18 protein-coding genes and 2 pseudogenes are annotated in these 19181 nt (G+C 72.1%); 8 read left to right on the forward strand and 12 right to left on the reverse strand.

Annotated elements, in window-relative coordinates; translation table 11 throughout:
* Nucleotides 1-20 precede the first annotated feature (20 nt).
* The gene (locus tag ABT023_RS14080) at nt 21-254 is read left to right on the forward strand and encodes a DUF2277 family protein (RefSeq protein ID WP_350885250.1); all 234 of its coding nucleotides are present in this window, start codon (nt 21-23) and stop codon (nt 252-254) included.
* Nucleotides 255-420: 166 nt separating this feature from the next.
* Here ABT023_RS14080 and ABT023_RS14085 read toward each other — a convergent pair whose 3' ends face one another.
* A complete protein-coding gene (locus tag ABT023_RS14085) occupies nt 421-900 on the reverse strand; it encodes a hypothetical protein (RefSeq protein WP_350885252.1) in 480 nt (159 codons plus the stop codon).
* A gap of 161 nt (nt 901-1061) precedes the next feature.
* Nucleotides 1062-2134, reverse strand: a pseudogene (gene selD, locus ABT023_RS14090) (selenide, water dikinase SelD).
* 195 nt (nt 2135-2329) lie between these two features.
* Here selD and ABT023_RS14095 point away from each other — a divergent pair.
* The 4 genes from ABT023_RS14095 to ABT023_RS14110 all read left to right on the forward strand — a co-directional run bounded on the left by ABT023_RS14095 (nt 2330) and on the right by ABT023_RS14110 (nt 5784).
* Complete coding sequence (locus ABT023_RS14095) at nt 2330-3085, forward strand: amino acid ABC transporter ATP-binding protein (protein WP_350885256.1); 756 nt, start codon at nt 2330-2332, stop codon at nt 3083-3085.
* Nucleotides 3086-3144: 59 nt separating this feature from the next.
* A complete protein-coding gene (locus tag ABT023_RS14100) occupies nt 3145-4080 on the forward strand; it encodes a glutamate ABC transporter substrate-binding protein (protein WP_350885257.1) in 936 nt (311 codons plus the stop codon).
* A gap of 77 nt (nt 4081-4157) precedes the next feature.
* A complete protein-coding gene (locus tag ABT023_RS14105) occupies nt 4158-4814 on the forward strand; it encodes an amino acid ABC transporter permease (RefSeq protein WP_350885259.1) in 657 nt (218 codons plus the stop codon).
* Between the two features lie 97 nt (nt 4815-4911).
* Complete coding sequence (locus ABT023_RS14110) at nt 4912-5784, forward strand: amino acid ABC transporter permease (protein ID WP_350885261.1); 873 nt, start codon at nt 4912-4914, stop codon at nt 5782-5784.
* Between the two features lie 98 nt (nt 5785-5882).
* Here the strand turns inward: ABT023_RS14110 and rny are convergent, their stop codons facing one another.
* The 9 genes and pseudogenes from rny to ABT023_RS14155 form a co-directional block, all read right to left on the reverse strand.
* The gene (gene rny, locus ABT023_RS14115; protein ID WP_350885263.1) at nt 5883-7649 is read right to left on the reverse strand and encodes a ribonuclease Y; all 1767 of its coding nucleotides are present in this window, start codon (nt 7647-7649) and stop codon (nt 5883-5885) included.
* Between the two features lie 547 nt (nt 7650-8196).
* Nucleotides 8197-8901: a 3-keto-5-aminohexanoate cleavage protein gene (locus ABT023_RS14120; RefSeq protein ID WP_350885265.1), complete on the reverse strand. Its 705-nt coding sequence runs from the start codon at nt 8899-8901 to the stop codon at nt 8197-8199.
* 103 nt (nt 8902-9004) lie between these two features.
* Nucleotides 9005-9700 carry a regulatory protein RecX gene (locus ABT023_RS14125; RefSeq protein ID WP_350885267.1) on the reverse strand — a complete coding sequence of 232 codons (696 nt, stop codon included), beginning with the start codon at nt 9698-9700 and terminating at the stop codon, nt 9005-9007.
* A 14-nt stretch (nt 9701-9714) separates the two neighbouring features.
* Nucleotides 9715-10761, reverse strand: coding sequence for a recombinase RecA (gene recA / locus ABT023_RS14130; RefSeq protein WP_350885269.1), 1047 nt, complete (start codon nt 10759-10761; stop codon nt 9715-9717).
* A 187-nt stretch (nt 10762-10948) separates the two neighbouring features.
* Entirely contained in the window at nt 10949-11149 is a 201-nt protein-coding gene (locus tag ABT023_RS14135) for a DUF3046 domain-containing protein (RefSeq protein WP_350885271.1), read from the reverse strand.
* The gene (locus ABT023_RS14140) at nt 11140-12459 is read right to left on the reverse strand and encodes an MFS transporter (protein ID WP_350885273.1); all 1320 of its coding nucleotides are present in this window, start codon (nt 12457-12459) and stop codon (nt 11140-11142) included. The genes ABT023_RS14135 and ABT023_RS14140 overlap by 10 nt, the downstream gene beginning before the upstream one ends.
* Before the next feature lie 200 nt (nt 12460-12659).
* Nucleotides 12660-13067 (reverse strand): annotated as a pseudogene (locus ABT023_RS14145) (uracil-DNA glycosylase family protein); the annotation flags it as partial.
* Nucleotides 13068-13661: 594 nt separating this feature from the next.
* Nucleotides 13662-14330 (reverse strand): hypothetical protein, encoded by a 669-nt coding sequence (locus tag ABT023_RS14150; protein WP_350885275.1) that lies wholly within the window; start codon nt 14328-14330, stop codon nt 13662-13664.
* Nucleotides 14331-14405: 75 nt separating this feature from the next.
* Complete coding sequence (locus ABT023_RS14155) at nt 14406-14807, reverse strand: uracil-DNA glycosylase family protein (RefSeq protein WP_502890668.1); 402 nt, start codon at nt 14805-14807, stop codon at nt 14406-14408.
* A gap of 253 nt (nt 14808-15060) precedes the next feature.
* Here ABT023_RS14155 and ABT023_RS14160 point away from each other — a divergent pair, with 253 nt between their 5' ends.
* On the forward strand, nt 15061-15711 hold the full coding sequence (locus ABT023_RS14160) for an MFS transporter (RefSeq protein ID WP_350885277.1): 651 nt from the start codon (nt 15061-15063) through the stop codon (nt 15709-15711).
* 132 nt (nt 15712-15843) lie between these two features.
* Here the strand turns inward: ABT023_RS14160 and ABT023_RS14165 are convergent, their stop codons facing one another.
* Nucleotides 15844-17181, reverse strand: a complete 1338-nt coding sequence (locus tag ABT023_RS14165) for an aminotransferase class I/II-fold pyridoxal phosphate-dependent enzyme (RefSeq protein ID WP_350885279.1) — start codon at nt 17179-17181, stop codon at nt 15844-15846.
* A gap of 38 nt (nt 17182-17219) precedes the next feature.
* Here ABT023_RS14165 and ABT023_RS14170 point away from each other — a divergent pair, with 38 nt between their 5' ends.
* Both ABT023_RS14170 and leuE read left to right on the forward strand, forming a co-directional pair.
* Nucleotides 17220-18464, forward strand: a complete 1245-nt coding sequence (locus tag ABT023_RS14170; RefSeq protein ID WP_350885281.1) for a bifunctional pyridoxamine 5'-phosphate oxidase family protein/GNAT family N-acetyltransferase — start codon at nt 17220-17222, stop codon at nt 18462-18464.
* Nucleotides 18461-19129 (forward strand): leucine efflux protein LeuE, encoded by a 669-nt coding sequence (gene leuE / locus ABT023_RS14175; RefSeq protein WP_350885396.1) that lies wholly within the window; start codon nt 18461-18463, stop codon nt 19127-19129. Before ABT023_RS14170 ends, leuE begins: the two co-directional genes overlap by 4 nt.
* The last annotated feature ends 52 nt before the right edge of the window (nt 19130-19181 follow it).

The raw sequence follows: 19181 nt of genomic DNA on the forward strand, positions 1-19181 counted from the left end.
AACTCGAACGAGGAGGAGCCGTGTGCCGAAGCATCAAGACCTTGCGTGAGCCGTACGTGCCGGAGGTGACCCGGGCCGACGTCGAGGCGGCGGCGTTGCAGTACGTCCGGAAGATCTCCGGATTCCGGGCGCCGGCCGCGCACAACGCGGCGGCGTTCGACGCGGCGGTGGCCGCCGTCGCCGAGGCCACCGCGACCCTGCTGGACCAGCTGGTGGTCCGCGGCGGGAGCCAGCAGCCGGCCGCCGGGGCCTGACCCGGACGCCCCGCCCCACCCCTGCGTGCTCCCGGCGTTCCGGTGCCCGCACTTTCACGGAATGTGTGGCCATAGGCGCGCCGACGCCAAATATTCCATGAAAGTGCGCGCAGGGGTGGGGGTGGTCGGCGTGGGTTCGCCGGGCGCACCGCGAGGGCTGGCCCGGTCAGGCGGCGGCCAGGGCCGGGACGACCGAGTCCGGGGCCCACCTGGAGCGGTGGCACCGGGACCAGCCCCGGCAGCCGGGGTTGGCCAGCGTGCAGAGGCGCTGGTTGCCCAGCACCTCGCCGTCGTCGGTCTCGGCGACGTCGAAGTGCACCGGGCGGATCGTGCCGTCGGGTGCGACCAGCAGGTGCCGGCCGGCGTCGAGGGTGTCGTCGCGCAGCAGGCAGTTACGGCCGAGCAGCCGGGCCAGCGCGGCGATGCCGGGCAGCTCGGGCAGGCTCTCGGGCACCCCGTAGCAGTCCACGATCGTGCCGAACTCCCCCGGCGCCTGCCAGACGTCGCAGATCACCGCGTACGTGGGCAGCCGGGCGGGGTCGGCCACCGCGAGCGGCATCACCACCCGCCCCAGGGCCTCGGCCAACGCCGGGTAGACCTCCACCGGGGGTACCCCGTCGATTCTCCAGTTCCACAGCTCGGTCATGCCGCCTCCTCGCTGCGTTCGTCCCACCGGCCTCCGGATCGGGCCTTAATGACGATGGTGGGGGGCATTTGACCTCAGCCGGGCGCAAGTTACCGGTCTGTGACCATTCTGGGCAAAATTTCCTTACCCGCCGTTGCGGGTAGTGACGGGAAGATGACAGTTTATCGGGTATGGTGACCACCCGGCACCCGCTCCGATCGACGATCACAGCCCTGCTCTGCGCGGCCCGGCGCTACAGCCCGGTTCAGCGCACCACGACGAGGTGGTCGCCGCGCGGCAGCAGCTCGCCGATCACCGTGGCCCCCGGGAGCTCGCCGGCGACCAGCAGCCCGCCCGAGGTCTGAGCGTCGGCCAGCAGCAGCCGCTCCGCCTCGCCGGCCGCGCCGAAGTCGGTCCACGGGGCGACCCAGTCCAGGTTGCGGCGGGTGCCGCCGCTGACGTACCCGTCGCGGACGGCCTGCCGCGCGCCCGGCAGGTAGGGCACCCGGGCCGCGTCGATCGCCACCGTGAGCCGGCTGGCCCGGGCCAGCTTCGAGGCGTGCCCGAGCAGCCCGAAGCCGGTCACGTCGGTGCCGCAGCGGACCCCGGCGGCGACCGCCGCGCGGGCGGCGTCCCGGTTCAGCGCCGCCATCGAGGCCACCGCCTCGGCGAACCACTCCCCGGTGGCCTTGTGCCGGGTGTTGAGCACCCCCACGCCGAGCGGCTTGGTCAGCGACAACGGCAGCCCGGCCCGCCCGGCGTCCAGCGTGATCAGCTCCTCCGGCCGGACCACACCGGTGACCGCGAGGCCGTACTTCGGGCCGTCGTCGTCGACGCTGTGCCCGCCGGACAGGTGGCAGCCGGCCTGCCGGGCCACGTCCTGGCCGCCGCGCAGCACCTCCCCGGCCAGCTCGATCGGCAGCCGCTCCCGGGGCCAGCAGAGCAGGTTGAGCGCGACCAGCGGCGTGCCACCCATGGCGTACACGTCGGAAAGCGCGTTCGCGGCGGCGATCCGCCCCCAGTCGTACGCGTCGTCGACGACCGGGGTGAAGAAGTCGGCGGTGCTGACCAGGCCGGTCCGCTCGTCGAGGCGGACCACCGTGGCGTCGTCGCCGTGGTCGAGGCCGACCAGCAGCTCGGCCGTGCCGCTGGCGGGGCCGAGGCCGGCGACCAGCGTCTCCAGCTCGCCGGGCGGGATCTTGCACGCGCACCCGCCACCGCGGGCGTATTCGGTCAGACGCACCGGTTCGGTCATCCCCCAATGGTCTCCGAGAGCGGGTGGCCCCCGCCACCCGGCCGGCCGTCCGGCCCGGAATTCGGACTCCCGGAGCGGATCGTTACCGGTGTTACCGCACCGTGACCAGACGAGTTGCGTTCCGCCATCTCGGCCCGCCTACAGTGGCCGGACCGGGGGTCATCCGACTCCCTGGCGTACACGACGACAGGGACGGTGGACGACGTGACGACGGGCGAACCGCTCATCGTGCTGGACGGGGTCAACAAGTACTTCGGGCCGCTGCACGTGCTGCAGGACGTCTCCCTCTCGGTCGGCCGGGGCGAGGTCGTCGTGGTGATCGGCCCGTCCGGGTCCGGGAAGTCGACGCTGTGCCGGGCGATCAACCGGCTGGAGCCGATCAGCTCCGGCACCATCACCTTCGACGGCCAGGTCCTCCCGGCTGAGGGGAAGGCGCTGGCCAAGCTGCGCAGCGAGGTCGGCATGGTGTTCCAGTCGTTCAACCTCTTCGCGCACAAGACGATCCTGGAGAACGTCACCCTCGGCCCGGTCAAGGTCCGCAAGGAGAAGCCGGCGAGCGCGCGGGAGCGCGGGCTGGCCCTGCTGGACCGGGTGGGCATCGCCAACCAGGCCGACAAGTACCCCGCCCAGCTCTCCGGCGGTCAGCAGCAGCGGGTGGCGATCGCCCGCGCGCTGGCCATGCAGCCCAAGGCGATGCTCTTCGACGAGCCGACCAGCGCGCTGGACCCGGAGATGGTGGGCGAGGTGCTGGACGTGATGACCTCGCTCGCCCGCGAGGGCATGACCATGGTCGTGGTCACCCACGAGATGGGCTTCGCCCGGCACGCGGCCAACCGGGTCATCTTCATGGCCGACGGTCAGCTCGTCGAGGACGCTCCCCCGGCCGAATTCTTCGCCAACCCGCGCAGCGAGCGCGCCAAGGACTTCCTGTCGAAGATCCTGACGCACTAGGCGTCCGTCCGTGGAGCGCGTCGTCCCCTGGCGGGCTCCGCTCGTAGAAGGAGAGAAGTATGCGTATCAAGCGCGTGGCGGCGGTCGCCATGATGGCCTCACTCGCCCTCTCGGCCGCGGCCTGCGGCAAGGAGGGGAGCCCCACCCCGAGCGGCGGCGGCAACGCCTCCGGCGGCGCGCAGGGTGACTCCTGCACGTCGTCCGGCGCGACCTTCACCCCGAAGGCGGACGCCAACGTCGCCGGCAGCCCGGCGTTCACGAAGATCAAGAGCGCCGGCAAGGTCACCGTGGGCGTCAAGTTCGACCAGCCGAACCTCGGCTACAAGGACGCCCAGGGCAAGCGCTGCGGCTTCGACATCGAGATCGCCCAGTACGTCGCCAGCACGCTCGGCGTCGACCCGGCGAAGATCGAGTACAAGGAGATCGCCTCCGCCAACCGGGAGACCGCGATCAAGGGCGGCGAGATCGACTACTACGTCGGCACCTACTCGATCACCGACAAGCGCAAGAACGACATCTCGTTCGCCGGCCCGTACTTCATCGCCGGCCAGGACCTGCTGGTCCGCAAGGACGAGACGGCGATCACCGGCAAGGACACCCTCAAGGGCAAGAAGGTCTGCTCGGCCACCGGCTCCACCCCGATCCAGCGGGTCCGGGACGAGGGCCTGACCGAGGGTGAGAACATCGTCGAGTTCAAGACCTACTCCGAGTGCGTCTCGCAGCTGCTCGACAAGAAGGTCGACGCCGTCACCACCGACGACGCCATCCTCAAGGGCTACGCCGCGCAGAACCCGGAGGGGCTCAAGGTCGTCGGCCAGCCGTTCAGCACCGAGAAGTACGGCATCGGCCTGCCCAAGGAGGACAAGGCCCTGCGCGACTACGTCAACACCCAGATCGAGGCCGCGTACAAGGACGGCACCTGGCAGAAGATCTACGACGGCACGCTCGGCAAGTCCGGTTCGTCGGCGACCCCGCCGCCGCTCGAGCGCTACTGACCGACGGTTCACCACGCGTCGCGGCGCCGGGCGGGGTCCTCCCCGCCCGGCGCCCTCCCGAGGACTGAGAGCGAGGCATGGGCGAGTTCTTCCGCGTCCTGACGGACAACTGGATCCTGTACCGGGACGGGTTCACCACCACCGTTCAGCTGTTCCTGATCGCCGCGGTTGGCAGCCTCGTCCTCGGAACCCTTCTCGGCGCGATGCGGGTCTCCCCCGTGCCGGCGCTGCGGGCGTTCGGCACGACGTACGTCAACATCGTCCGGAACACCCCGCTGACCCTGGTCTTCGCGTTCCTCGTCTTCGCGGTGCCGAAGCTGGACGTGAACATCGACTACGACGACAGCGCCTACGTGGCGCTGACGGTCTACACCTCGGCGTTCGTCTGCGAGGTGGTCCGCTCCGGTGTCAACACGGTCGCCACCGGGCAGGCCGAGGCCGCCCGGGCGCTGGGCATGACCTTCGCCCAGGTGCTGACCCTGATCGTGCTACCGCAGGCGCTGCGGGCGATGGTGCCGCCGATGATGAGCGTGTTCATCGCGATGCTGAAGAACACCACCATCGCGGCCGGCTTCTCGGTGCTGGAGGCGGGCGCCATTCCGGCGTACATGGCCGAGCGGGGCGAGCCGCAGTTCGCCGTCCTGCTCTGGATCACCATCGGCTTCCTGATCCTGATCCTGCCGCTCGTGGCGTTGCAGCGGTTCATGGAGCGCAAGTGGCGGGTGGCACGGTGAGCGCGAGGAGTGAGCTTGCGAGCCCCGCAGTCGCAAACAGAGGCTGCCCGATGACCGAACGTGCGAATTCCGCAGTCGCGAACGGAGGGTGGGACCGGTGAGCCAGGCTTCGGTTCTCTACGACCTGCCCGGGCCGAAGGCCCGGCGGCGCAACGCGATCCTCGGCATCGCCTCGATCATCGGCATCGTCGCGCTGCTCGCCTGGGTCGGCTGGAAGTTCTACGACACCGGCCAGTTCGAGGCCCGAAAGTGGGAGCAGTTCCAGTACGCCGCGGTGCAGCGGGAACTTGTCGCCGGTCTGTGGGCCACCCTCAAGGCGGCCGGCATCGCCACGGTGCTGGCGCTGCTGTTCGGCGCGGTCTTCGCCAGCGCCCGGCTCAGCGACAAGTGGGTCCTGCGCGCGCCGGCCACGTTCGTGGTCGAGCTGTTCCGGGCCATCCCGCTGCTGATCCTGATCTTCTTCGGCTACTACGTGCCGTTGCAGTACGGCTGGTCGATCGACAAGCTCTGGGCCCTGGTCATCGGCCTGGTGCTCTACAACGGCTCGGTGCTGGCGGAGATCTTCCGCGCCGGCATCAACGCGGTCCCCTACGGCCAGACCGAGGGCGCGTACGCCATCGGCCTGCGCAAGAACCAGGTGCTGCGGCTGATCCTGCTGCCGCAGGCGGTCCGGTCGATGCTGCCGGCGATCGTGAGCCAGCTCGTGGTGCTGCTCAAGGACACGGCGCTCGGCTTCATCATCACCTATCCGGAGCTGCTCTTCGTCGGCAAGCAGATCGGCGGCCGGCTGGCGTTCGGCCTGCCGTACGTGCCGACGTACCTGATCGTCGGGGCGATCTACATCGCCATCTGCGGCCTGCTGTCGATCTTCGCGTGGTGGTTGCAGAAGCGGATGGGGCGGATGCCACGCACCGCCGCAAAGGTGCTCCCGGCCCAGGATGCCGGCGCGGACGCCTCCCGGATGGTGTAACCTTCCGGTCCTGATCGCCGACGGGCGGGTGGAGAGGTTTCCACCCGCCCGTCGGCGTTTCCGGTCGATCCGGGGCCGCCCCTGCCCCTGCCCGCCGGTCAGCGGGCGATCTCGGTGACCCGGGACTCGCGGACCACGGTCACCCGGATCTGACCCGGGTAGGTCAGCTCCTCCTCGATCTGCTTGGCCACGTCCCGGGCCAGCACCGCCGCGCCGATGTCGTCGACGTCGTCGGGCTTGACCATCACCCGGATCTCCCGGCCCGCCTGCATGGCGAAGACCTTCTCCACGCCGATCTTCCCGGCCGCGATCTCCTCGATCCGCTCCAGCCGCTTGACGTACGCCTCCAGGCTCTCCCGCCGCGCCCCCGGCCGGCCGCCGGAGCAGGCGTCGGAAGCCTGGGTGAGGACGGCCTCGATGGTCTGCGGCGGCACCTCGTTGTGGTGCGCCTCGATGGCGTGGACGACGTCCTCGCTCTCGCCGTACTTGCGGGCCAGGTCGGCGCCGATGATGGCGTGGCTGCCCTCCACCTCGTGGGTGAGCGCCTTGCCGATGTCGTGCAGGAACGCCGACCGCTTGATCGTCGGCACGTCCAGTCGCAGCTCGGCGGCCATGATCCCGGCGATGTGCGCGGTCTCCACCAGGTGCTTGAGCACGTTCTGCCCGTACGAGGTGCGGTAGCGCAGCCGGCCGAGCAGGGTGACCATCTCGTCGTGGATCTCGGTGATGCCGACCTCGACGAGGGCATCCTCGGCGGCGCGGCGGCAGAGCTGCTCCACCTCCTGCCGGGCGAGGTCGTAGACCTCCTCGATCCGGTGCGGGTGGATCCGGCCGTCGAGGACCAGCTTCTCCAGGGTGACCCGGCCGACCTCGCGCCGCACCGGGTCGAAGCAGGAGAGCAGCACCGCCTCGGGGGTGTCGTCGATGATCAGGTTGACCCCGGTGACCGACTCGAAGGCGCGGATGTTGCGCCCCTCCCGGCCGATGATCCGCCCCTTCATCTCGTCCCCGGGCAGGTGCAGGACGCTGACCACGCTCTCCGCGGTCTGCTCGCTGGCGATCCGCTGGATGGCGTCCACGACGATGTGCCGGGCGCGCTGATCGGCCGTGCTGCGGGCGTCCGACTCGATGTCCCGGACCAGCAGCGCGGCCTCCCGCTTGGCCTGCGTCTCGATCGCCTCGATCAGCTCTGTGCGGGCGGCGTCGACGGTCAGCCCGGCGACGCGCTCCAGCTCCCGGCGGGCCTGCTCCTCCGCCTCGGCCAGGGCCCGTTCCCGCTCGACCAGCGCGGACTCCCGGACGGCCAGGGCGGCGCTGGCGGCGGTGAGCTGCCGCTCCCGGCCGGCGAACCGCTCCACCTCCTCGGTGTGCAACCGCTCCCGCTCGTCCATCCGGGCGGCCCGCCGCTCCACCTCGGCGGCCTGTTCCCGGGTGGTAGAGGCGAGCACCGCCACCTCGCGTTCGCCGCTGCGCCGAGCCGCCGTGCGCAGTTGCTCGGCGTCCGCCTCGGCCTGCTTGTGGGCCCGTTCCAGGACGGTGTCCGCCTCCGCGCGGGCGCCGTCGAGCACCCGCCCGGCCTCGGAGCGGGCCGCCTTCGCCTCGGCCTTCGCGGCGGCGGCCTCGGCGCGCGCCGCGGCGGCGGCGGACTTGGCCACGTCGATGGTGCTGTTCACCTCGTCGGCGGCGGTGCGCAGCGCGGCCAGGGACTGCTCCTGGCGGTCCTTCTCGGCGACGAAGGCCGGGTCCTCGGGGCGGGGAGCGGCGCTGATCCGGCGCATCGTGCGCAGCCCCACCAGCACCGCGCCGACCACCACGACGGCCAGCACCAGCACCACGGCGAGAATAAGGGCATCGAAGGCGTTCACGACCGCACCGCCACGTCGACGCGGGCCGGAACAAGCCGACGGGTCGGTGCGCCGCGACCCACGGCCGTCCTGTCGGGACCACCGGTGTACCTGTGCCACCCCGTCATGGCCGCCTCCCCTGAACGTCGGCGCCGCAGTGCTCGTGCCACTGGGCACGCACGCTGCGACTCTGAGACGCCCGACCTGAGCGGCTGGCCATGGGTAGCTCTCACCACCGGCGGTGCCCGCGGGCATCGTCGGCAGCCGGATGCAGTTGTCGCACCAGCTCCGGTCCGGCCTGTCGGAGCTGACACCGCAGGCCGGCGAGCCGGCCAAAGTGATGCTGTTCTGTTACACGATCTATGTTGTGCGCTTAGCCTGCGCTGGTCGGGCAATGTGAGCCTGTATGGCGAGGCTAGGTCTCCGGGGGCCGTCTGGTCAAGGACTCATGATCAAACCCCTCGAACGGAGCGAAGTTAAGGGGTCACCGAACGCCGATCCGACGCCGGACACCGCCGGACAAAGGTGGCGTGGCACGCCCGCCGTCGGGGTATCAGCCCTGCTCGGCTCAGTGGGCTCCACCCGCGAGGGCCGCGCCGACCAGCGCGGCATTGTCGGCGGCCGGCGCGCCGCCCGGCAGCACGAGGGTGTCCTCCAGCCCGATCCTGGTGTCGAGCCCGCGACCGACGGCCTCGGCGAGCATCGGCCACACCGCCGGGCCCTCGGCGTGCAGCAGCACCGGCGGGCCACCGGGCGGCAGGGCGGCGAGAATGCCGGCCGCGTCGACCAGCGCGTCCGCCGGATCGGGGGCCATGCACTCGACGAGGACCCGCAGGGCCGGCACCCGCCAGCCCCGGTACGCCCGGACCGCGTCCCGGGTCCAGACGCCGGCCTCGACGGCCACGCCCCGCTCGACCAGCGCCGCCGCCACCTGCTCGGCACCGACCTCGTGCACGTTGACCGACGCGAAGTCGGGCGGCACCCGCCAGGCCCGCACGGCGGCCACCCGGGCGGCCGGATCCGGCTCGATCCACGCGCCGGTGCTCACGCCGACCGGCAGCCCGGGGCAGGCGGCGCGCAGCGCGGCGACCGCCGCGTCGACCGCCGCCGGGGCGAGCGACTCCGCGCCGTCGGCGTCGCGTGGGTGGACGTGTACCGCCGCGACCCCGAGGGCGGCGCAGCGATACGCGTCGGCGGCCAACTCGGCCGGGGTAACCGGCACGGCGGGGTGTTCGGCCCGGCTCCGGCCGCCGTTGAGACACGCCTTCAACATCGATGCCGCCTTCCCACCACAGCCCTCGCCGGTCACCGCCTGACGAACCCCACAGGGACGCCCACCACCTCCGCCGGACATCCCACACGGCCGGCCGCGCCGGTCAGTCGAGGCTACGGCTGTCCCGGTCGACGTCGCCCTCCGCGTCGGCGAGCGCGTCGGCGTCGATCCGGTCGGCGAACTCGGCCGCCTCGTCGCTCTGCGCGGCGAGCGCGTCCTTCACCGCCCGGATCGCCACGCCGGGCGGGTAGCCCTTGCGGGCGAGCATGCCGACGAGCCGGCGGAACACCGCGTCCGGCTCGCCCCGGGCCGTGCGCAGCTTCCGTTCGACCAGTACCCGGGCCGTCTCGGCCTCGGTCTCCTCGTCCAGCTCGCCGAGCGCCTCGGTGGCCACCTCGCCGTCCACGCCGCGCCGGCGCAGCTCGTTGGCGAGCGCCCGGCGGGCCAGCCCTCGGCCGGCGTGCCGGCTGGACACCCAGGCCCGGGCGAAGGCCGCGTCGTCGATGAGGCCGACCTCGTCGTACCGGTCGAGCACTGCGGCGGAAACCTCCTCGGAGATCCCCCGCTTGACGAGCGCGGCGGCCAGCTCGGCCCGGGTGCGCGGGCGCAGGGCGAGCTGGCGCAGGCAGATCTCCCGCGCCACCTCGGCCTCGTCCCGGGACGGGGCCTGTCCGCCGGCCTCCGGGTCGGTCGCCGGTTCGGGGCGGCCACGCCGGGGACGGGGCGGAGTGTCGGCATCGCCCGACCGGGGCGGGCTGGCATCCCAGCCCCGCCCCGTCCGGGCGCGTCGTCCTGCCACTGGTCAGCTACCGGTCAGAAGTCGACCGGCGGCAGCTCCGGGCCACCGGCGGCGTCGCCCGCGCCGACCCCGACGCCGAGCTTCTCCAGGATCTTCTTCTCGATCTCGGCCGCCACGTCCGGGTTTTCCTTGAGGAACTCCCGGGCCTTCTCCTTGCCCTGGCCGAGCTGGTCGCCGTCGTACGTGTACCAGGCGCCGGACTTGCGGATGATCGCCTGCTCCACGCCCACGTCGATGAGCGAGCCCTCCCGGGAGATGCCCTTGCCGTACATGATGTCGAACTCGGCCTGCTTGAACGGCGCGGCGACCTTGTTCTTCACGACCTTGCACCGGGTGCGGTTACCGACCACGTCGGTGCCGTCCTTGAGGCTCTCGATGCGGCGCACGTCGAGCCGGACCGAGGCGTAGAACTTCAGCGCCCGGCCACCGGTGGTGGTCTCCGGGCTGCCGAACATCACGCCGATCTTCTCGCGGAGCTGGTTGATGAAGATCGCCGTGGTGCCGGTGTTGTTGAGCACACCGGTGATCTTCCGCAGCGCCTGGCTCATCAGCCGGGCCTGGAGGCCCACGTGGCTGTCGCCCATCTCGCCCTCGATCTCGGCGCGCGGCACCAGGGCCGCCACCGAGTCGATCACGATGATGTCGATCGCGCCGGAGCGGACCAGCATGTCCACGATCTCCAACGCCTGCTCGCCGGTGTCCGGCTGGGAGACCAGCAGGGCATCGGTGTCGACGCCGAGGGCCTTCGCGTAGTCCGGGTCGAGCGCGTGCTCGGCGTCGACGAAGGCGGCGATGCCGCCGGCCCGCTGGGCGTTGGCCACCGCGTGCAGTGCCACCGTCGTCTTACCGCTGGACTCCGGGCCGTAGATCTCGACGACCCGGCCGCGGGGCAGACCGCCCACGCCGAGCGCCACGTCGAGCGCGATGGAACCGGTCGGGATGACCGAGGTCTGGACAACCGGCCGCTCCCCCAGCCGCATCACCGAGCCCTTGCCGAACTGCTTGTCGATCTGGGCGAGAGCAAGGTCGAGCGCCTTCTCCCGGTCGGGCCCTGCCGCCATGTTTGCCACCCCTGCCTTCGCCGGCGTCTTTGCTGCTGAGCTTCTCGTCACGCGGACACGCTAGGCGCTGGGTCCGACAGAAAACCAGCCGACCGGCCGTGAGCTGTGGACGAGCACCACGCTGTGGACAATAGCCGAACAGGTGTACGAGTCGGCAAGCGACACGCGGACCGGAAGAAATGGCTGCTCAGCGTAGCCGCGCAGGCACCCGGTCGGGGTACGCGGCGACCACCGCCCGCCACACCACGTGGGTCTGCTCACCCGATCTCAGCGCCTGCTCGATGGTCCGCCCGCCGAGCTGGGACAGCACCTGGTCCGAGGCGATGCTGGCCGCGTAGCCCCGCCCGAACACCTCCTCCAGCCGGGTCCAGAAGTCGGTCAGCCGCACTGTCGGTCCTCCTCGTCCGGCGCCGGTACGGACGCCGGACGCAACGCTAGCGCCAGCAGGGGCACCGTCGCGATCGCCGCCAGCAGGGTGAGCGTCGGATACCCGGCCACCTGCATGACGAACCCGCTCAGCGCGCCGGCGGCGGCCCCGGCCAGGCCCATCGTCAGGTCGGAGAGCCCCTGCACGCTGGGCCGAACGGCAGTGGGCACCGACTCCGACAGCAGGGTGGAGCCGGCCACCATCGTCCCGGACCAGCCCAGCCCGAGCAGGACCAGGCCGACCGAGAGCCCCGCCGTGTGGTGCCCGGAGACGCCCGCCACCGCACAGGCCGCCAGCAGCACCGCCAGGCCGCCGAGGATCACCGGGCGTCGGCCGAGCCGGTCGGTGAGCCAGCCGACCACCGGGGACAGCGCGTACATGCCGGCGATGTGCAGGCTGAGCACGACCCCGACCACCCCGAGCACGGCGGCGTCGGAGTGGTACTCGCCGAGGCGTACCGGGGTCATCGACATCACCGCGACCATCACCAGGTGGCCGACCGCGACGGCGGCGATGCCCAGCCGGGCCGCCGGCCGCGCGCGGACCACCCGCCAGGCCGCCCGCATGCCCGCCCCGCGCCGGCCGATCGCCGCCGGCTCCCCGGCCGCCTCGGGGGCCTCGGCCGCCGCGAGCCGGCGCGCGGTGAGCAGCGGGTCCGGCCGCAACAGCGCCAGCAGTACGCCGGCGGCGAGCGTGAACGCCACGGCGCTGAACGCGAACGGGCCGGCCAGCGGCGGCAGGCCCCAGCCCCGGGTGGTCCGGTCGGCCAACGCGGCGAAGTTCGGCGCGGCCACCGCCCCGACCGTGGTGGCCCAGACGACCACGGAGAGCTGGCGGCCCCGGCGGGCCGGCTCGGCGAGGTCGACGGCCGTGTAGCGGGCCTGGAGGTTGGCGGCCGTGCCGCCGCCGAACAGCAGCATGCCGAGGAAGAGCAGGGGCACCTGGCGGGTCATCGCGGCGAGCACCACCAGCACGCCCCCGGCGGCCCCGACCAGGTACGCGGTGACCAGGCCGGGTCTGCGGCCGTACCCCGTCATGATCCGGGTGACCGGGACGGCGAGCAGCGCGCCGCCCACCACCCCGGCGCTCTGCGCCAGGCCGGCGACCGCCGTGCCGGCGATCCGGGCGGCGAGCAGCGCCCCGACCGTGACGCCGATGGTGACGCCGACACCCCCGATGATCTGGGTCACGAAGAGCAACCGCACCGTCCGGCGCTGGATCGGGGCGACGTCGATCCGGCTCGGGGCCGGCGCCGTGAGGTCGGTGGCCATCGGGACTCCTCGGGAAGGGCGGTGGGCTCCCGGTAAGGGGCGGTGGGCTGCCCCATCCTTGCGCAGCCCGGCCCCGGCCGGCACCCTGGTCTGCCACAGGCCGAACTTCCGATCGCCGTCGCCGGGCAGAAGGCGGCCCCGGGGACGACAACTGTCCAGGATCGACCCGGGAGAGCATCCTGGGTGGATGGGCGGGTCGGTCAGGCGGAGAGGGCGCCGGCGGCGACGGTGAGGTCGGCGACCAGGCCGGCGTACGCGATGTCCTGGTCGTCGGCGCGCAGCACGGCCGACGGGTGGATGGTGGCCAGCAGCCGGGCCGCCGGGGCGTCGGCGACCTTCCCGGCGGAGTCGACCGGCACCCGGGCGAAGTCCTCCGGGTGCTGGGCCGAGGCCGGCCACGGCATCAGCGAGCCCCGCTGCCGGGTGACCCGGAACGCGGGGCCGAGCAGCGCCTTCGCGGCGGTCGCGCCGAGCACCACCACGACGTCCGGGCGCAGCCGGGCGAACTCGGCCACCAGCCAGGGCCGGCACGCGGTGACGTGCACCCGGTCCGGGGTCTGGTGGATGCGCCGCCTGCCGCGCAGCTCGAAGCGGAAGTGCTTGACCGCGTACTTCTGGGTTTGTAGATGCATACGTTAGGCCAGCAGCCTGATGGGCGTCGGCGAGGTTTGTAGACACACCCACCGAAAAGGCCTTGATCGGCGCATTGCGGTCCGATGCTTGACTCAAAGCACACGGTTGGATACAGACCGGGCACCCGCCACGGCTTCGAGTATTGCGTACCGGGCACAAATTAGGGGGAGTCATGCCCTGGCCTCGCTGCTGTGGCAGCATGGGCGTCGGGACCGGTGGTGCAACACCGATCCCGACGCGCGTCCTATGCAGCTAGCTGATGGTCTGGTAGGGCCCGAACGAGCTGACGAAGCGCTCCCTCACCTTTCCTCCCGATACAGGGAGGGAAGGTTGAGTGGATCCAGTGCACGGACTGAACGCCATACTGATCGGCGTAGATCCCGCTCCGCTCCACACGCTGTCCGCTCTTCCAGGCCCCGCCCGGCCCCAGTGGTCCTCGGCCGTGACGTCGCACGGGGGACCTCCTTTCACTCGGAGGGATTTTTCGGGTGGCAGCGAGCCAGCTGGGGGTGCGCGCCCCCTGGTGGTGGTAGTGAGGCTGGGATGCAGACGCCTCCACAACACTTTGCTCACTCGTCACGCTCAGTTGATGACACGCTTGCGTTTCGTCGATACATCCACGCCTTGCGGTTCGGCTGAACCAACGCGGAATCCTGAGTTCGCGCCTCAATCAGAGCGAGACGGAACCTGTCATGCTCAACCTGTTCCGAACTCAGGTTCAACCGCGCGAGAGCAACCTCGCGCAGGCGACGCACACTGAAATGCTCCCCCGGGTGCTCTCTCAGATACGAAAGGGCCCAATCCGACAACACGCGGATCTCTACCGGCTCCGCCTCGACTGGTCTGCCCGTAGTGCCGGCCGCAGCGCTCGCCAAGGCTTCTAGTTGATCATCAGTGGTGAGTGCGCCCTCTGCAGCCAGAGGGCTAGCCTCCATCACTCCGGGTCGAGATCGATGTTGAACGCTAGCTGGCTTACGCTCGTGAGGCACTGGAAGAGTCACAACTTCGCGGCCGTCGGCGGTGCGTCCGATGATCAGCCACTCATCGACCTGACCCAGGTCAGGGGCGGAAGGATCGCCAGCGAGGTTGGAAACCTGCTCGGGGTAGAGCACATTCATCGCCTCGATGGCTGCCTTGGCAGCCCGGATTCGCCTCACCAGCGAAGGGATTAGCGCGGCAAGGACCGCGCGCGAAAACCCTAGATCACGCACGACCCCATCGACACCGGGACCGGTCATGGAACGAATCTATCGATATCTCACGCGCACCACAAGTTTCACGGGAAATTTTTCAATCGAATCTTTCGTCGCTGTTCAACGTAGGCGGCCCCACTCGGCTCCTGACGGGCCAAGCGAGCGCCGCCGTGAGCAAACCGGCGCAGCGCAGACAGCAGCATCTACAGGGCGGAACGCGACGGCGTTCGTCAGATAGAGCTGACTCGGGTCGAGCCCGGCGTCGTCGACCGCCCGGCGCAGCAGCCGGCCGGCCGGCCCGACGAACGGCAGCCCCTTCTGGTCCTCCAGGTCGCCGGGCTGCTCGCCGACCAGCACCACCCGGGCGGCCTCGTCGCCGCGACCGAAGACGGTCTGGGTGGCGTCCCGGTACAGCTCACAGCCCCGGCAACCGCGCGCGGCGGCACGCAACTCGTCGATGGTGTCGGCCCGCGGCGGGATGAACTGCTGCGCACCAGGGGCGGTGTCGGTCTTGTCGGTCATGGCGATCTTTTTACCCTCCATCCCCGCGCCCACGCGGGCACCCCCGCCCGACACGTCCTCGCTCGCCGCCAGCCGGCCCGGGCGCGGCTCACATTCACGCATCGGTCCGCGGCCAACCGACATCCTCGCTGCCCCACCGCCGAGCCCACAAAGGACACAACTTCCCAACCGCCCACTCATAGTTCCGGCCCAGATCGCGCCAGCCGCTGATACCGGTACCTGCCGCACTGCCCAGGGGCCATATGCTGCCCAAGTGACCCCGCCCCTCCCCGGCACCGCCAACCAGGTTCCCTCGGATGGCCCACGCTCCGGCGTCCGCCCAGTGTGGCTGGTGATCGGACCAGCACTTGCCGCGTCGGTGGGCGCCTTCCTGCTCGCCGTCACTGTCGGGCCGGCATTGGCCGCGATCCAGCGGGCCATGGGTCTGCCGACCTCAACGATGCTTTGGATCTTCGTCGCGTACCTGCTTCCTGCAGTGCTGGCGGTTCCGGTCAGCGCTCTCGTCGGCCGGCGGTGGCCCACTTCCGTCACCTTGTCCGCGATCGTGCTGCTGGTTCTCGGAACACTGCTGACCGCGCTTGCCCCAGGAAGCGGTTCGCTACTGCTCGGCCGCGCGGTGACCGGGTTCGGGGCCGGTCTGGCCTGGGGCGTCACGGCCGTGCTGGTCGCGCAGACGGGGGCGCGGCGCGTGTGGGTGGCGTCGCTCGTAGCCGGCGCGGTCGTGCTGACGCTGTGTCTGGGGGCCGTGGCGGGGACGTTTCTGGCACAGACATGGAGATTTCCGTTCGTGCTGGCCATCCCAGTCGAGGTGGTGGCGTTGCTGGTCACGGCCGTGAGCGGGATCGTTGTGCTGACGCGGCGCGCGTCCCCGCCGGCTCAGCCTCCGACCACACCGTCGGCATGAGGAAGCGGGCGGCTGTCGGCGAGGCAAGCCGAGCGCGCCCAACCCGATCGAACACTCTCTGAGATCGCAAGAAGGCTCAGCCCTCAGGTGAGAAGCACTGGGAGAGCCTTTGAGCTATCTCGGCCCGGCGGGTCAGGCGGTGAAACCGGACGGGGGGACGGGGCGGACGGCAGCGGCCAGTGCGGCGGTCAGCGCCGGGAGTTCGGCGGCGGCCAGCGAGCTGACCGTGATCCGTAGCCCGGGCTCGGCGGCGATCCGGAACAGCGCGCCCGGGGCGACCGCCCAGCCCGCGTCGCGCAGCGCGGTGACGGCGCTGGTCTCGTCCGGCACGGGGAGCCAGACGTTGATGCCGGTACGGCCGTGACCGGTAAGGCCGCGGGCGGCCAGGGCGGCGAGCAGGTCGCCCCGGCGGCGTTCGTAGCTCTCGCCGGCCCGGTCCACCAGCGCGGCGGTGGCCGGGTCACGCCAGAGCGCCAGCACGAGGCGTTGCAGCACGGTGGAGACCCAGCCGGCGCCGGCCTGGGCCCGGCCGGCGACCCGGGCCACCGTGGCCTCGTCGCCGGTCAGCACCGCGAGCCGCAGGTCGGGGCCGTACGGCTTGCTGACCGACCGGATGAAGGCCCATGTCGGGGTGGCCCCGGCGAGCGGGTGCAGCGGCACCCGGGCCAGTTCGGCGGCGTGGTCGTCCTCGATCAGCAGCAGGCCGGCGCGGCCGGCGAGCAGGGCGCGCAGCGCGGCGGCCCGGTCGGCGGAGACGGCCGCCCCGGTCGGGTTCTGCGCCCGGCTGGTCACCACCAGGGCCCGCGCCCCGGCGGCCAGGGCGGCCCGTACCCCGGCCTCGACCGGCCCGTCGTCGTCGACCGGGACGCCGATCGCGCGCAGCCCGAGCGCGGCGACCAGGTCCAGCAGGTTGGCCCAGCCCGGGTCCTCCACGGCGACCGCGTCGCCGGGCCGCAGGTGGGCGGCGAGCAGGCGTTCGATGCCGTCGAGCGCGCCCCCGGTCACGGTGAGCTCGTCGGCGGGCACCCCGTCGGCGGCGAGCCGCTCCCGGGCTTCGGCGGCCAGTTCGGGCAGGACGCCGGCCGAGGCGTACCCCACGGGGGCGGCGAACTCGGCGGCGAGGGCGGCGAGGTGCGGGCCGAGCGGCGGGAGCAGCCGGGTGTCGGGCTCGCCGCGGGACAGGTCGCGGGCGCCGAGGGCGGGGCTCGGCCGCAACGCCCGGCGGGTGGCCACCGGCGGCCGGGGGCGCACCCGGGTCCCGTGCCGGCCGGCGGTGGCGAGCAGCCCGCGCTGACGCAGCTCCTGGTACGCGCGGGCGACCGTGGCCGGGCTGACCGCCAGCTCGGCGGCGAGGGCCCGCACCGGCGGCAGCGCCGCCCCGGCCGGCAGTTCGCCGGACCGGATGCCCGATTCCACGCTGGCCGAGATCTCGGCGGCCGTACCACCGCTCACCTGATAATGTGCTGACACAATTTTGGTATTGTACTAGAACAAAGGCGGGCTGTCGCATGTACCCACCCACGCCCCGGACCACCGCCACCCGCACCCGCGACCGGATGAGCTACGACCGGGCCGCCGCGCACGCCGTCATCGACGAGGCGTACCACTGCGCGTTCGGGTTCACCGTGGACGGCGAGCCCCGGGTGCTGCCCACCCTGCACGTCCGGATCGGCGACACCCTCTACCTGCACGGCTCCACCGGAAGCCCGTCGATGCTCGCCGCCCGGGGCGACGGCCTGCCGGTCTGCGTCGCGGTGACCCTGCTCGACGGGCTGGTCTACGCCCGCTCGCAGTTCCACCACAGTGCCAACTACCGGTCGGTGGTCGCGCACGGCACCGCGCACCTGGTCACCGACGCCGGGGAGAAGGCCGCCGCGATGACCGCCCTGGTGGAGAAGGCCGCCGCCGGGCGCAGCGCGGACAGCCGGCCGCCGAGCCGCCGGGAACTCGCCGAGACGGCCGTGCTGGCGCTGCCGCTGCGCGAGGTGTCCGTCCGGTCCCGGGCCGGCGGGGTGCGCGACGACGAAACCGACCTGGACCTGCCGCACTGGGCCGGGGTGCTGCCGCTGCGGCTGACCGCCGGGCCGGCCGAGCCGGCCCCCGGAGTGACCGCGCCGCTGCCGGCGTACCTGCGGGCCGAACGGTCGCCGTGGCTGGAGCCGGCCACCCTGCGGGGCGCGCACGTCGTGCTCGAACCGCTGGACCTCGCGCACGCCGACGAACTGCACGCCGCCACCGCCGATCCGGAGGTGTGGCGGCACCTGGGCTGGCCGCAGCCGGCCGATCCGGCCGGGACGGCCGAGCTGATCCGGGCGGCACTCGCGGCCCACCACCGGGGCGAGCGGGTGCCCTGGGTCCAGCGGTGCGCGGTCACCGGGACGGCGGTCGGCACCACCTCCTTCTACGAGGTCGACCCGGCGCTGCGGACGGTGGCCATCGGGTACACGTACCTGGGCCGGCCCTGGTGGCGGACGGGGGTCAACACCGAGGCGAAGCTGCTGCTGCTCACCCGCGCCTTCAAGGAGCTGGGCGCGGAGCGGGTGGTGTGGCACACCGACCTGCGCAACGAGCGCTCGCAGCGGGCCATCGAGCGGCTGGGCGCCACCCGGGAGGGGGTGCTGCGCCGGCACCGCATCCGGCCCGACGGCTCCTGGCGGGACACCGTCCAGTATTCGATGATCGTCGACGAGTGGCCGAATGCACAGGCCATGCTGCGGGAATGGGTTTCCCCTGCGCCGGCCCCGGCGCAATGATGTCGGGCGTGCTGGGCATCACCGACATCTGGACATACCTGCTGGGGACCGTGGCGATCATCCTGCTCCCCGGCCCGAACTCACTCTTCGTGCTCTCCACCGCCGCCAAACGCGGGGTACGGACGGGCTACCGGGCCGCCGCCGGGGTGTTCCTCGGCGACTCGGTGCTGATGGTCCTCTCCGCCGCCGGGGTGGCGTCGCTGCTCCAGGCGTACCCGCCGCTGTTCCTGGTGGTGAAGTACGTCGGCGCGGCGTACCTGGGCTGGGTCGGGCTGGCGATGCTGCTCGGCGCATTGCGGCGCTGGCGGGACCGCAACGACCCGGCCGCGCCCCGGCTGATCGACGCCGCCGAGCCGGCAGAGCTGCGCAGCCCGTTCCGGCGGGCGCTGGTGATCAGCCTGCTCAACCCGAAGGCGATCCTGTTCTTCGTCTCGTTCTTCATCCAGTTCGTCGACCCCGGGTACGCCTGGCCGGCGCTGTCGTTCCTGCTGCTCGGGCTGATCGCCGAGGTGACCAGCGTGCTGTACCTGACGATGCTGATCTTCGCGGGGACGTACCTGGCCGCCCAGTTCCGCCAGCGCCGCAGGCTGGCCGCCGGGGCGACCACCGGGGTGGCCGCGCTCTTCCTCGGCTTCAGCGTCAAGCTCGCCACCGCCTCGGTGTAGGAGGGCACGACCGCCCGCCCGCCAGCGCCACCACCGGGGGCGGCGTGCCGGC

This window comes from Micromonospora sp. NPDC002296 (assembly GCF_040296145.1).
Lineage (GTDB): Bacteria > Actinomycetota > Actinomycetes > Mycobacteriales > Micromonosporaceae > Micromonospora.